Annotated in this window: 12 protein-coding genes; 4 read left to right on the plus strand and 8 right to left on the minus strand. The window is 62.8% G+C overall.

What is annotated here, in order from left to right; all coding sequences use genetic code 11:
* The 4 genes from QMO80_RS31075 to QMO80_RS31090 are packed head-to-tail and all read left to right on the plus strand — an operon-like array spanning position 1 to position 5,027.
* Complete coding sequence (locus tag QMO80_RS31075) at positions 1-939, plus strand: ABC transporter permease (RefSeq protein WP_283201649.1); 939 nt, start codon at positions 1-3, stop codon at positions 937-939.
* Positions 936-1,787, plus strand: coding sequence for an ABC transporter permease (locus QMO80_RS31080; protein WP_283201650.1), 852 nt, complete (start codon positions 936-938; stop codon positions 1,785-1,787). Before QMO80_RS31075 ends, QMO80_RS31080 begins: the two co-directional genes overlap by 4 nt.
* Entirely contained in the window at positions 1,784-3,493 is a 1,710-nt protein-coding gene (locus QMO80_RS31085) for an ABC transporter ATP-binding protein (protein ID WP_283201651.1), read from the plus strand. The genes QMO80_RS31080 and QMO80_RS31085 overlap by 4 nt, the downstream gene beginning before the upstream one ends.
* 19 nt (positions 3,494-3,512) lie before the next feature.
* Positions 3,513-5,027 (plus strand): ABC transporter substrate-binding protein, encoded by a 1,515-nt coding sequence (locus QMO80_RS31090; RefSeq protein WP_283201652.1) that lies wholly within the window; start codon positions 3,513-3,515, stop codon positions 5,025-5,027.
* Between the two features lie 84 nt (positions 5,028-5,111).
* Here the strand turns inward: QMO80_RS31090 and yghU are convergent, their stop codons facing one another.
* From yghU to QMO80_RS31130, 8 genes are all read right to left on the minus strand, one after another.
* Entirely contained in the window at positions 5,112-5,987 is an 876-nt protein-coding gene (gene yghU, locus QMO80_RS31095; RefSeq protein WP_283201653.1) for a glutathione-dependent disulfide-bond oxidoreductase, read from the minus strand.
* Between the two features lie 156 nt (positions 5,988-6,143).
* A complete protein-coding gene (locus QMO80_RS31100; protein ID WP_283201654.1) occupies positions 6,144-7,223 on the minus strand; it encodes an ABC transporter ATP-binding protein in 1,080 nt (359 codons plus the stop codon).
* Positions 7,224-7,245: 22 nt separating this feature from the next.
* On the minus strand, positions 7,246-7,626 hold the full coding sequence (locus QMO80_RS31105) for a cupin domain-containing protein (protein ID WP_283201655.1): 381 nt from the start codon (positions 7,624-7,626) through the stop codon (positions 7,246-7,248).
* 16 nt (positions 7,627-7,642) lie between these two features.
* Positions 7,643-8,734 (minus strand): Gfo/Idh/MocA family protein, encoded by a 1,092-nt coding sequence (locus QMO80_RS31110; protein ID WP_283201656.1) that lies wholly within the window; start codon positions 8,732-8,734, stop codon positions 7,643-7,645.
* 2 nt (positions 8,735-8,736) lie between these two features.
* Entirely contained in the window at positions 8,737-9,564 is an 828-nt protein-coding gene (locus QMO80_RS31115; protein ID WP_283201657.1) for a carbohydrate ABC transporter permease, read from the minus strand.
* Positions 9,561-10,556: a carbohydrate ABC transporter permease gene (locus QMO80_RS31120; protein ID WP_283201658.1), complete on the minus strand. Its 996-nt coding sequence runs from the start codon at positions 10,554-10,556 to the stop codon at positions 9,561-9,563. The genes QMO80_RS31115 and QMO80_RS31120 overlap by 4 nt, the downstream gene beginning before the upstream one ends.
* A complete protein-coding gene (locus QMO80_RS31125; protein WP_283201659.1) occupies positions 10,556-11,812 on the minus strand; it encodes an ABC transporter substrate-binding protein in 1,257 nt (418 codons plus the stop codon). Before QMO80_RS31125 ends, QMO80_RS31120 begins: the two co-directional genes overlap by 1 nt.
* Positions 11,813-11,848: 36 nt before the next feature.
* Positions 11,849-12,544, minus strand: a complete 696-nt coding sequence (locus QMO80_RS31130) for a GntR family transcriptional regulator (RefSeq protein WP_283201660.1) — start codon at positions 12,542-12,544, stop codon at positions 11,849-11,851.
* Positions 12,545-12,604: the final 60 nt, after the last annotated feature.

Consider the following 12,604-nt stretch of genomic DNA (forward strand, 5'->3'; position numbering starts at 1 on the left):
ATGCATCGCTATAAATTCGTTCTGACGCGACCGCTGCAGTTTCTGCCCGTCATCTTCGGCATCAGCGTCATCACTTTCATTCTGGTTCGGCTGATCCCCGGCGATCCGGCGCGCAACATTCTTGGCACGCGCGCGACGCCGGCGGCTCTCGCCAGCATCCGCGCCCAGTACGGTCTCGACCAGCCGATGTGGCTGCAATATGTCTATTTCCTCAAGAACCTCGCCAATGGCGAGATGGGCAAGTCGATCCTTTACAAGATCGACGTGCTGAAGCTGATCGTCACCCGCATCGAGCCGACGCTCGCCCTCGTCGTCTCCAGCGTGGTGCTTTCGGTCCTGATCGCGGTGCCGATGTCGGCAATCGCCGCACGCAATGCGGGCCGGGCGCCGGACCATGCGGTGCGCATCGTCTCGACCCTCGGCATCGGTTTCCCGCCCTTCTGGCTGGGGCTGATGCTGATCATCCTGTTCAGCGTCGAACTCGGCGTGCTGCCGGTTTCCGGCTATGGCGCCACACTCGGCGAAAAGCTCGCGCATCTCGTGCTGCCGAGCCTGACGGTGGCGCTGTCGCTTTCGACCGTGCTGACGCGCAGCCTGCGGGCGGCGATGATCGAGCAGCTGAAGTCGGACGTCGCGACGGCGGCGCGAGCCCGCGGCATGCCCGAAGGCATCGTCTTTTGGCGGCATGTGCTGCCGAATTCGCTGGTGCCGACAATCAACCTGCTCGCCGTCAACATCGGCTGGCTGATCGGCGGCACGGTAGTAGTCGAGAGCGTCTTTGCGCTGCCCGGCATGGGGCAGCTGCTGGTCAGGGCGATCTTCTCACGCGACTACATGGTGGTGCAGGGTGTCGCCATGGTCTTTGCCTGCGCCACCGTGCTCATCAACTTCATCGCCGACATCGTCACCGTCGCCGTCGATCCGAGGGTGAAGCTATGAGCATCGAGGCGATCGCCCCCGCATCTCTCGGCTGGCGCCGGTTCTTCGGCCGGCGGCCGATGCTTGTGCTCAGTGTCGGCCTGCTGCTGTTCTTCGTCCTGCTGGCGATCGGCGCGCCCCTCGTCGCGCCCTACGACCCGATCATGCAGAATGCCGAGGTGCGCCTGCAGGCGCCTTCATTGTTGCATCCTTTCGGCACCGACAACTTCGGCCGCGATATCCTCTCCCGCGTTATCTGGGGCGCGCGCCTCGACCTGCAGATGGCGCTGATCGGCGTCATCTTCCCGTTCCTGATCGGCACGACGGTCGGCACGATCGCCGGCTTCTTCGGCGGCATCGTCGATGCGCTGTTCATGCGTCTTGTCGATATCATCCTCGCCTTCCCCTTCCTGGTGCTGATGCTGTCGATCATCGCGATCCTCGGCCCGGGTCTTGGCAGTTTCTATATCGCCATGGCGCTGGTCGGCTGGGTCTCCTATGCGCGGCTGATCCGGGCGCAGATGCTGGTGCTGAAGGGCAGCGACTATGCCGTTGCCGCTGTCAGCCTCGGCTTCAGCCGCCCACGGATCATGTTCCGCCACCTGCTGCCGAACGCAATCGCCGGCTCGATCGTCTTTTCGATGTCCGATGCGACGCTGGTGCTGCTCAGCGGCGCTGCCGTCAGCTATCTCGGCCTCGGCGTCCAGCCGCCGATTGCCGAATGGGGCGTCATGGTCGCCGAAGGACAGAGCTTCATCACCACGGCATGGTGGATTACGCTGTTTCCCGGCCTCTCGATCGTCTGCCTCGCCTTCGGCTTCAGCATGCTGGGCGATGCCCTCGGCGAACTGCTGGGGGTGCATGAATGAGCGGCTCGGTGCTATCCGTTCGCGATCTCACGGTCAGGGCGCATGTTGATTCCGGCCCGCGCACGCTGCTCGATGCGGTCTCGCTCGACCTCGGCAAGGGCGAGATCCTCGGCCTCGTCGGCGAGAGCGGCTCGGGCAAGAGCCTGTTCTGCCGTTCCCTGGTGCGCTTGCTGCCCTCCTCGCTGCTGAAGATCGAAAGCGGTAGCGTGCTGCTCGAAGGGCGCGACCTCATGCGGATCGACGATGGCGAGATGCTTGAGGTGCGCGGCGGCGAGATCGGCATGATCTTCCAGAACCCGACCAGCCATCTCGACCCGGTGATGCGGATCGGCGATCAGATCGCCGAGGGCATCCGCTATCACCAGGGCCTCGGCGCCCGCGAGGCCCGCACCGCGGCGACGGAGATCCTGGCGCAGGTCGGTTTTCCCGATCCCGTGCGCCAATATGACAGCTACCCGCACGAATTTTCCGGCGGCATGCGGCAGCGGGCGATGATCGGCGTGGCGCTGTCCTGCAATCCGAAGATCCTGATCGCCGACGAGCCGACCACGGCGCTCGACGTGACCATCCAGGCGCAGATCCTGCGGCTGTTGATTGACATTCGCGATCGGCGCGGCCTGTCGATCATTCTGATCACCCACGATCTCGGTATCGTCGCCCAGACTTGCGACCGCATCGCCGTGCTGCGCGGCGGCAAGCTCATCGAAGAGGGGCCGAAGCGGACGATCCTGGCGCGGCCGCAGCATCCCTATACGATCAACCTGATCAACAGCCACCCGTCCTTGCCGGGCGCAATATCAGCGCCGTTGCCCGAGCTTGCCCAAGCCAGGAACCCAGCAAGACCGTTGCTCGAAATCGATGATCTCCACGTGCGCTTCAGAGCCGGCGGCGCCCTGCTCAGGGGCGGCGCCAAGACGGTCAGCGCCGTTGCCGGCGTCAGCCTGCAGATCATGCCGGGCGAGACGGTCGGCATCGTCGGCGAATCCGGCAGCGGCAAGAGCACGCTTGCCCGCGCCGTGCTCGGCCTGACGCGGCTTTCCTCAGGTCACGTCACGTTCGACGGCGTCGATCTCGCCCTGCAGAAAAGCGCCGGCCTGGCAAAGCTCAGGCGCGAGACGGCGATGGTGTTCCAGGACCCCTACAATGCGCTCAATCCGCGGCTGACGATCGGGCAGATGCTGGCCGAGGTGCTGAAGGTGCAGGGCAAGGTCGCCAAGGCCGATATTCCGGCGCGGATCGACGAACTGCTCGATCTCGTCGGCCTCGAACGCGAATTCGCCGGCCGCAAACCGCGCAGCATGAGCGGCGGCCAGTGCCAGCGGGCCGGCATCGCCCGGGCGCTCGCCGTCGACCCGAAGCTGATCATCGCCGACGAATGCGTCGCCGCCCTCGACGTCACCATTCAGGCGCAGATCATCGAACTCTTTCGCGAACTGACGGCGAAGATGAATCTCACGCTGATCTTCATCGCCCATGATCTGGCGATCGTCCGCAGCCTTTGCGAACGCGTCGTCGTGATGTATCGCGGCGAGATCGTCGAGCAAGGCCGCTCCGAAGAGGTCTTCGCGCGGCCGAGGCATGCCTATACGGCGTCGCTGATCGCCGCCATTCCCGACATCGATCCTGACAAGCCGCTGCTGCAAGACGCCGGCGGCAGGGACGATCGGCAATCGATACCGATCCAACCCATCAAACGCATGCCATAACAACGAAGGGAACGAATTCATGACAAACAGGTGGAAATCAATCGGGCTCGCGGCCTTGCTCGCCGGCCTGACGCTCAGCGCAAGCTATGCCGAGGCCGCCGGTGTGCTCACCATCGGCCGCCGCGAGGATTCGACGACGTTCGATCCGATCAAAACCGCCCAGAACATCGACAACTGGGTGTTCTCAAACGTTTACGACGTGCTGATCCGCGTCGACAAGACGGGCACCAAGCTGGAACCGGGCCTTGCCGAAAGCTGGACCGCCTCGGATGACGGGCTGACCTATACGCTCAAGATCCGCGACACGAAATTCTCCGACGGTTCGCCGCTGACGGCTGAGGATGCCGCCTACAGCCTGCTACGCATCCGCGACGATCCTGCCTCGCTCTGGAGCGATTCCTACAAGGTGATCGACACGGCGGTCGCGACCGACGCGCATACGCTGACGATCAAGCTCAAGAATCCGTCCGCGCCGTTCCTCTCGACGCTTGCGCTGCCGAATGCCTCGGTCATTTCCAAGAAGGGCATGGAATCGCTAGGGCCCGATGCCTATGCCGAGAAGCCGATCGCATCCGGCGCCTTCGTGATCGACGAATGGCGGCGCGGCGACCGCGTCATCCTCAAGAAGAACCCGAATTTCTGGGAAGCCGACCGCGTCAAGCTCGACGGTGTCGAGTGGATCTCGGTGCCCGACGACAACACCCGCATGCTGAACGTCCAGGCCGGCGAACTGGACGCGGCGATTTTCGTTCCCTTCTCCCGCGTCGAGGAGTTGAAGAAGGATCCGAACCTCCATGTCGATATCGATGCCTCGACCCGCGAGGATCATCTGCTGATCAACCACGCGCATGGCGCGCTCGGCCAGAAGGAAGTCCGCCAGGCGCTGGATCTTGCGATCGACAAGAAGGCGATCGTCGACACGATCACCTTCGGCCAGGGCACGATCGCCAATTCCTACATTCCGAAGGGCGCGCTCTACTACTATGCCGACAATCTGCAGCGGCCCTATGATCCGGCAAAGGCCAAGGAAATGCTGGCGGCAGCCGGGGCCTCCGACCTGACGCTGAATTACCTGGTCCGCGCCGGTGACGAAGTCGACGAGCAGACGGCCGTATTGGTCCAGCAGCAGCTGCAAAAGGCCGGCATCACCGCCAATCTGCAGAAGGTTGATCCCAGCCAGCAATGGGACATGCTGGTTGCCGGCGACTACGATGTCTCGGTCAACTACTGGACCAACGACATTCTCGACCCTGACCAGAAGACCACCTTCGTCCTCGGCCACGATTCCAACAATAACTATCTGACCAATTACAAGAACGAGGCGGTGAAGGACCTGGTCGCCAAGGCCCGTCTCGAACTCGACCCGAAGAAGCGCGAAGCGATGTATGTCGATCTGCAGAAGATGGCCAAGGACGACGTCAACTGGATCGACCTTTATTACAGCCCCTATATCAACGTCTCGCGCAAGAATATCGAGAATTTCTACCAGAACCCGCTCGGCCGGTTCTTCCTGGAAGATACAGTGAAGAACTAAGTTCCGGCAGCATGCAAATGCTCCCTCGCCGTAAAGGCGGCGGAGCGTCGTTTATGGCTGCGAAACGTGGCTGGGGCCGCCCGCTTACTCGGCGGCCGCGAGCTTGTCCTGCGTCCTGGTGTCGAAGTCGCTGGCGTCGTGGCGCTCGTGCAACTGGCTCGAAGGGTCGCCGGAGAGGCGGTTGACCATCCGGCCGCGCTGTGCGGCTGGGCGGCTGTGGACAGCGTCGGCCCAGCGCAGCACGTTCTTATAGTCCTCGACCTGCAGGAACTCGGCTGCCCCGTAGGTCCAGCCCTTCACCAGGCCGCCATACCAGGGCCAGACGGCAATATCGGCGATCGTATATTGGCTGCCTGCCAGATATTCGCTTTCGGCCAGGCGACGATCGAGCACGTCGAGCTGACGCTTTACCTCCATGGCGAAGCGGTCGATCGCATATTCGATCTTCGTCGGCGCATAGGCGTAGAAATGGCCGAAGCCGCCGCCGAGATAGGGTGCGCTTCCCATCTGCCAGAACAGCCACGACAGGCATTCGGCGCGTTCGCCCGGTTCGGTCGGCAGGAAGGCGCCGAACTTTTCGGCGAGATAGGTGAGGATGGCGCCGGATTCGAACACTCGGATCGGCTTTTCGCCGCTGCGGTCCATCAGCGCCGGGATCTTCGAATTAGGATTGATCTTGACGAAATCGCTTCCGAACTGGTCGCCATCGCCGATCCGGATCAGCCAGGCGTCGTATTCCGCGCCGCTATGGCCAAGGGCCAGCAGTTCCTCGAGCATGATCGTGACCTTCTGGCCGTTCGGCGTGCCGAGCGAATAGAGCTGCAGCGGATGACGGCCGATCGGAAGCTCCTTCTCATGCGTCGGGCCTGCTATCGGGCGGTTGATGCTGGCAAACTGGCCGCCATTCGCCTTGTTCCAGGTCCAGACCTTCGGGGGGGTATAATCGGAAGAACCGCTCATCTTTCAAACTCCTGGCATTGATCGGATCGAGCACGGCGCCTCGTTGGGCCGTCGCATTTTTCCTGACATAGCAGAGGCGATGAGGGTTTGGTACAGGTCTCAGAGCTGTTTCACGCAATCGTCAGAGTCTTGGCAAAGCTCAAGAAAACGACGGTTTCAGGCGTTCGCTTCGGGAAGGCGTCTGCCCGTCGCGGCCGAAAACAGATGTTCGCCGGCCGCTCGCAAGGTGAAGCGGATCGTGTCGCCGGGGTTTATCGCGATGCGCTCGCGAAACAGCATATTGACGTTTTCCTCGCCGATCCGGGCGACGACCTGCGTCTCCGCGCCGGTCGGTTCGACGACGACGATCTTCGCCGGTGTCCCCTCCTCGGCGATAGCGAATTGTTCCGGCCTGATGCCGTAGATGAGTTCCTCGCCGGGATCGGCCGTGCCGGGGCGCAGCGATAGCGGCATGGCGACGCCGCTGTCGGTGCGGAAGATCGAAGGCGCATCGGCCTGGATGCGGCCCTTGAGCAGGTTCATTGCCGGCATGCCGATGAAACCGGCGACGAAGGTGGTCGCCGGTCGGTCGTAGATCTCCAAAGGCGTTCCGATCTGCTCGACGATGCCGTCACGCATCACGACGATCCGATCGGCCATGGTCATCGCCTCGGTCTGGTCGTGGGTGACATAGACGGTGGTGATCTTCAGCCGCTGGTGCAATTCCTTGATCTCGGCGCGCATGGCGACCCGCAGTTTGGCGTCGAGATTGGAAAGCGGCTCGTCGAAGAGAAACACTTTAGGATCGCGCACGATGGCGCGGCCCATGGCGACGCGCTGGCGCTGGCCGCCGGAGAGATGGCGCGGATGACGGTCGAGATAGGGTTCCAGCGCAAGGATCCTGGCGGCGGACTGCACCCGCCGGTCGATCTCGTCCCTGGCCGTGCCGCGCAGCTTCAGGGAGAAGCCCATATTGTCGGCCACGGTCAGATGCGGATAGAGCGCATAGCTCTGAAACACCATGGCAATGTCCCGCTCCTTCGACGGCAGGCCGTTGACCATGCGGCCGTCGATAGAGAGCCGTCCCTCCGAGATTGTCTCCAGACCGGCGATCATGCGCAGCAGCGTGGACTTGCCGCAGCCCGAGGGGCCGACCAGCACGATGAACTCGCCATCGTCGATATCGACGTCGACGCCGTGGATGACAGGCAGAGCCCCGTAGGATTTGCGGATACTGTGAAGTGCGATCGACGCCATGATGGTTCCTCCCGTGTCGTGTTCAGGCCGCCCCCTCACCTTCATGATTGACCGCCGTCCTGGTGCCGGAGGAAAACATGATCAGGGCGAAGAGCGGTTCGCTGCCGACTGCGCGCGCCCAATGGCGTACGCTGCGGGGAATACGGATCGCATCGCCGGCTTCGAGCCGGTAAAGCGCATCGCCGAGCTTGTGCTCGCACTGGCCGGAAACGACGTAGAGGATCTCCTCGCAATCGGGATGCGAGTGCAGCTGGTTGCGCTCGCCGGGATTGATACGGCAGGTGCCGAAGGTCATCTCGGCGCCGGGCGTGCCGTCGCCGGTGATCTTCCAGTTGAGTTCGCCCCATGCGGTCGGCATGGATTCGCCGCCGGTTTTCCTGAATATAACGTCGGTCTCGCTCAAGGCGGTCCCTCCCCTGTCAGAGATTGGTGGTGACGCCGGCATCCGTGCGTCTGTAGAATTCGAAGAGCTTCATGATCTCGCGGGCGATTTCGAGCGTGCCCCTTGTGATCGGCGCGCCGGAAAGGATCGCATCGGTCAGGTGCAGGATCTCCGGCACATAGCCGAGATAGAAGAGGTTGTTGTTGTAGAGCTGGCCGAGCGAATGCTCCGGCTCGTAGAGCAGCGCCGCATTCTCGTCCGGCTGGATGAAGCTTGCGGCTCGGCCGTAGGACGGCAGATCCGCCTTGCGGAAGTAGGTCAGCCGGCTGCCGTTTTCGACGATGGCATTGGCGCCTTCGCCGATGATCTCGACCCGCTCGAAGATGCTGCCGCCGGATTGGCCGGCGGCAAGGTGCAGCGTGCCGATCGCGCCGGAGCGGAAGCGCAGGCTGGTGACCGTCGCCCCGGCCAGCGCTTCCCATTCATAGCCGGCGCGTTCGATCTCGCCGCCGAGGAAATTGAGGATCGCGCCGGGATGATAGATATGGTCGAGGAAGCTCTGCATCCTGACGAGATCGGCGCGGTCCTCGGGTCTCGGCAGGCTCTGGGGATAGCGGACATTGATCGAGGTCAACCGGCCGAAACCGGGCGAGCCGATCAGATCCTTGAGCTTCTCGATTGTGGGGAAGAAGGTCTTCTTGAGACCGGTCATGACCATGCGGCCGGCCGCGGCACTTGTCGCCTGCAGCCTTTCGATATCCTCGAGGCTCGCCGCGGTCGGCTTCTCCATCCAGACGTGGGCGCCGGCTGCCAGCGCATCGAGCGCCAGATCGGTCGCCTGCACCCGGCCGTCGGGATGATAGGCGGTGACGAGAAAGACCAGGTCCGGCTTTTCCTGATTCAGCATCGCGCGATGATCGGTATAGGCCTTCCCTGCCCCGAAGAGTTTGGCGAATTTCTCGGCGCGGCCGAGATCGAGATCGCAGATGCCGGCAAGCTCGACCGGCGCGTAACGCAGCGCCGGATAGACATTGCGATAGGCATGGCCGCCGGCGCCGATGAAGCAGGCCTTGATGCGGTGGTCGAATTCGAAATTGTAGCGGATTTCCCGCTGGACGTGGTGCGACATGGTCAGCCCTTGATTGCTCCCTGCGTCAGCCCCTCGGTGAAGCGGCGCTGCATCAGGATGTAGAGAAGAATGATCGGCAGGAAGGAAATGACGGTCCCTGAGAAGACCAGGCGGTAATCGGAGGCATAGGTGCTGGCGAAACGCACCAGCCCGAGCGGCAGCGTTTGGACCTCAGGGCTGATCAGCACGATCAGCGGCAGGAAGAAATCGTTCCAGGTGGAGAGTGCGCTGATGATGACGAGCGCCTGCACCGCCGGCGTGGAGATCGGCAGAAAGACCTTGGTGAGGATCTGGACATGCGAAGCGCCGTCGATCTTGGCGGCCTCGATCAGATCATCCGGCACGCCGATGAAGAAGCTCCGCATCAGGAATATGCCGAAGGGAATGCCGTTGCTGACCTGCACCAGCACGATACCAGCCAGCGTGTTGACGAGATTCAATCCGAAGAGCACCTGGTAGAGCGGGATGACGATCGCCTGGACCGGCACGGTGAGGCCGAGGATGAAGGCGTAGAACAGCCATTCCCGGCCGGGAAAGCGGATCTTGGCGAGCGCATAGCCGGCCGGCGCGCAGGTGATCAGCGACAGGGCGACGACGCCGACGAGGTTGATGAGGCTGTTGCCGACGAGGTCGCCGAAGCCGCCGATCTGCCAGGCGTCGAGATAGTTCCGCCACATCAGGTCGGCGGGCCAGGTGAAGGGATCGGCCCGGCCGATCTCGGCCTCGGTCTTGAAACTCGAGACCAGCAGCCAGACGAAGGGGGCGAGGATCAGGATCAGAACAGGGGCCAGTGCCAGCGCCAACGGCCATTCGCGATTGCGCACACTCATTGGGAAAGCCTCGCGCGCCAGCGGTTGAAGACGATGGTGATGGCGATCGCAAGTAGGCTGAGCAGGATGCAGAGCACTGCCGCAAGTCCGTGATCCTGGGACTGGAAGGCAAGCCGGTAAATATAGGTGGTGATCAGTTCGCTCTGGTAGAACGGCCCGCCATTGGTCATGACGAAAACCGTGGCGAAGCCTTTCAGGCCGTTGATCATCGCCAGCGAAACGACGAAGGTCGTCACCTCGCGAAGCCCCGGCAGCGTGACATGGATCAGCTTCTGGAAGCTGTTGGCGCCGTCCACCTCAGCCGCGTCGTAGAGCGAGCGGTCGATATTCTGCAGGCCGGCGATAAAGAGCAGCATGTAAAGGCCGAAACCCTGCCAGGAGCTTGCGAGATTGACGGAAAAGAGCACCAGCGCCGGATCGGAAAGCCAGCCCTGCGTGAAGGCGCCAAGCCCGATCCGCGTCAGCGCCGTATTCATGAGGCCGAAAAACGGATCGTAGATATTGGCCCAGATGACGCCGACCACGGCCAGCGACACCAGATGCGGCAGGAAGAACGCGGTGCGGAAGAAGACCTGGGTGATCCTGAGCCGGCTGACGGCAAGTGCCAGCAGCAGGCCGAGCCCGCCCGCCATCACCACGTGATAGGCCAGCCAGACGAAGGTATGGGCCAGGCTCTTCCAGACGATCGGATCATGCGCCGCCTTGGCATAATTTCCGAAGCCGACGAAGCTTGCGGACGTATTGAAGCCGGCCGAGCTGTTGAAGCTCAGCCAGAAAGTGGCGGCGATCGGCAGCAGGGTGAAGACGGCATAGAGGCCGAGCGCCGGCGCCATCAGCCAGAACGCGGTGCCGGCATCGCCGTCGGGCGAGGCGGACCTGGCCGTCCGGCGTTTGGACATACGGGCGGACAGACCGCCCGTATGTCCCGCCACGGCAGGTGCATCCCTGAGAGGAGCCACGACCTTGCTGCCTGATGTTTCGGGGATGGCCACTATTTCGCCTCTGCCATTTTGGCCTGGATCTGCTTCATGCCTTCCTCGCCGCCGATCTGGCCGGAGATCAGGCCCTGGATGACCTGGAAATAGGTGTCGAGCACGGTGCCCGGCAGATAGACGCTCGGATTGTAGCCGACGCCGCCGGTCGCGGCCGCGAAGATATCCTTCAGCACGGGGGTCGGCGGTTCGACGCCGGCGATTTCGCGCGGATAGATCATCGTGCTCGCCGGATCCTGGGCGCGCTTCTTCATCACCGCATCCGACAGCATGAAGTCGATCCATTTCATCGCGAGTTCCGGCTGCTTGGAGTTGACGGGCACCAGCCAGCTCCAGCCGACGCCGCCGGTCGGCATCGCCGCGCCCTTGATGTCGGAAGGCATCGGCGCATAGCCGGCATTGGTGAGGTCGTAGCCTGCCTTGCGGGCATTGGCGGTGAACCAGGGGCCGGCGACGAACATGGCCGCGCGTTTGTTGAACCAGAGGCGCGAGGCGCCATCGAGATCGAGACCCGCCATTTCCTTTTTGATGTCGCCTGCCTCGACCAGTTTCTGCAGCCGGATGGCGCCGGCGGCGACCGAGGGATCATCCCAGGCGATCTCGCGGCGCAGCGCCTTGCCGATCACCTCCTTGCCGCTTGCCGATTGCAGCAGGTTGCCGAAGAGATGGCCGGCGCTGCCCGGCGTGCGCGGACCGATGGCGATCGGCTGCAGGCCGGTCTCCTCGATCGATTTCATCAGCGCTTCGAATTCGCTCCAGCTCGCCGGGATCTTCCAGCCGGCCTGCGCGAAAAGATCCTTGTGATACCAGATGCCAAGCGCGTCGAGGCCATCGGGAACCTCATAGATCTCACCGCCGAACTGGCCCTTCAGCTCGGTGTAGAGCCAGGGATAGATCTGGTCCTTCCAGCCGCGCTTTTCATATTGCTCGGTGAGCGGCATGACCTGCTTGGCGTTCTTGACGACGCTGATGCGGCCGATGCCTGAATTGGTGAGGATCACGTCCGGTCCGGCATCCGATTGGATCGCCGCCTGTACCGCACCATTGCTGATCGTCCCCGTCGGCGGCATGAACTCGACGGTCACGCCGGGATTGGACTTTTCGAAATCGGCTTTGATGCCGTTCCAGAGCTGCGCGACCAGCGGTTCGGTGATTTGTTCCGGACCCCACATCTTCAGGGTCTCGGCATGTGCCGCCAGCGAACTTGCGGCAAGCATCGCCGCCAGTGCCGTGCTGCGGGCAAGAAATTTCAGCATTGTTCCCTCCTCCGGGCCGCTCCTCGACCCATATTTTCAGTTGCTGAAGGAGACCTCCCTCTCCTTCACCTCCGTCGGATAACCCTTCTGAAAGCGCGCCATCACCGCCTGCTGGACGTCGCTGATATGCGCGTGCATCAGCGCCTTGGCGCGGGCAATATCGCGCGCTCGGAAAGCCTGCAGGATCTGATCGCGCTCCTCGGCCGCCCTTTCGGCCAGGTCGCGGCTCTCATTGGCGATCGAACGGCAGATCTGGATCTGCAGCGCGAGCCGCGCCAGCGTCTCGATCAGCGGCAGGCTTCCCGACAGCTCGGCGATGGTCTCGTGAAATTCCTTGTCGCGGATGCCATAGGTTTCCATGTCGCCGCGGCGCAGCGCCGCCACCGCCTCGTCCAGGATGCGTTCGAAGCCTGAAATGTGCCGGTCGCTCATCTGCGGAACGGCGAGCTCGACGGCGAAGCATTCGAGCGTCTTGCGCAGATTGTAGAGGTCGTCGATCTCCTTCGGCGTGAAGCTGCGCACGAAAAAGCCGCGATAGGGCTTGATCTCGATCAGCCCTTCCTTGGCAAGCGTGCCGATCGCCTCGCGGAACGGCGTGCGGCTGACCTGCAGGCGTTCCGTCAGTTCCTTTTCATCGATCGACACGCCGCTCGGCAGCTCGCCGGAGACAATCAGGCGAACGATTTCCTCGTAGATCCGCTCGCGAAGGGTGAGGTGGCGCGGTGCGTTCATGGTCTCCATTTCCGTCTGGCGTTCGTGATTTAAGTATGCAATATACGAAAGAATATACAA

Source organism: Rhizobium sp. BT03 (assembly GCF_030053155.1).
In the GTDB taxonomy this organism is placed as follows: domain Bacteria; phylum Pseudomonadota; class Alphaproteobacteria; order Rhizobiales; family Rhizobiaceae; genus Rhizobium.

Bases quoted from the DNA above. Each gene is read 5' to 3' on its own strand.
- QMO80_RS31075 (WP_283201649.1), top strand. From the start codon at position 1: ATGCATCGCTATAAATTCGTTCTGACGCGACCGCTGCAGTTTCTGCCC.
- QMO80_RS31080 (WP_283201650.1), top strand. From the start codon at position 936: ATGAGCATCGAGGCGATCGCCCCCGCATCTCTCGGCTGGCGCCGGTTC.
- QMO80_RS31085 (WP_283201651.1), top strand. From the start codon at position 1,784: ATGAGCGGCTCGGTGCTATCCGTTCGCGATCTCACGGTCAGGGCGCAT.
- QMO80_RS31090 (WP_283201652.1), top strand. From the start codon at position 3,513: ATGACAAACAGGTGGAAATCAATCGGGCTCGCGGCCTTGCTCGCCGGC.
- yghU (WP_283201653.1), bottom strand. From the start codon at position 5,987: ATGAGCGGTTCTTCCGATTATACCCCCCCGAAGGTCTGGACCTGGAAC.
- QMO80_RS31100 (WP_283201654.1), bottom strand. From the start codon at position 7,223: ATGGCGTCGATCGCACTTCACAGTATCCGCAAATCCTACGGGGCTCTG.
- QMO80_RS31110 (WP_283201656.1), bottom strand. From the start codon at position 8,734: ATGTCGCACCACGTCCAGCGGGAAATCCGCTACAATTTCGAATTCGAC.
- QMO80_RS31115 (WP_283201657.1), bottom strand. From the start codon at position 9,564: ATGAGTGTGCGCAATCGCGAATGGCCGTTGGCGCTGGCACTGGCCCCT.
- QMO80_RS31125 (WP_283201659.1), bottom strand. From the start codon at position 11,812: ATGCTGAAATTTCTTGCCCGCAGCACGGCACTGGCGGCGATGCTTGCC.
- QMO80_RS31130 (WP_283201660.1), bottom strand. From the start codon at position 12,544: ATGAACGCACCGCGCCACCTCACCCTTCGCGAGCGGATCTACGAGGAA.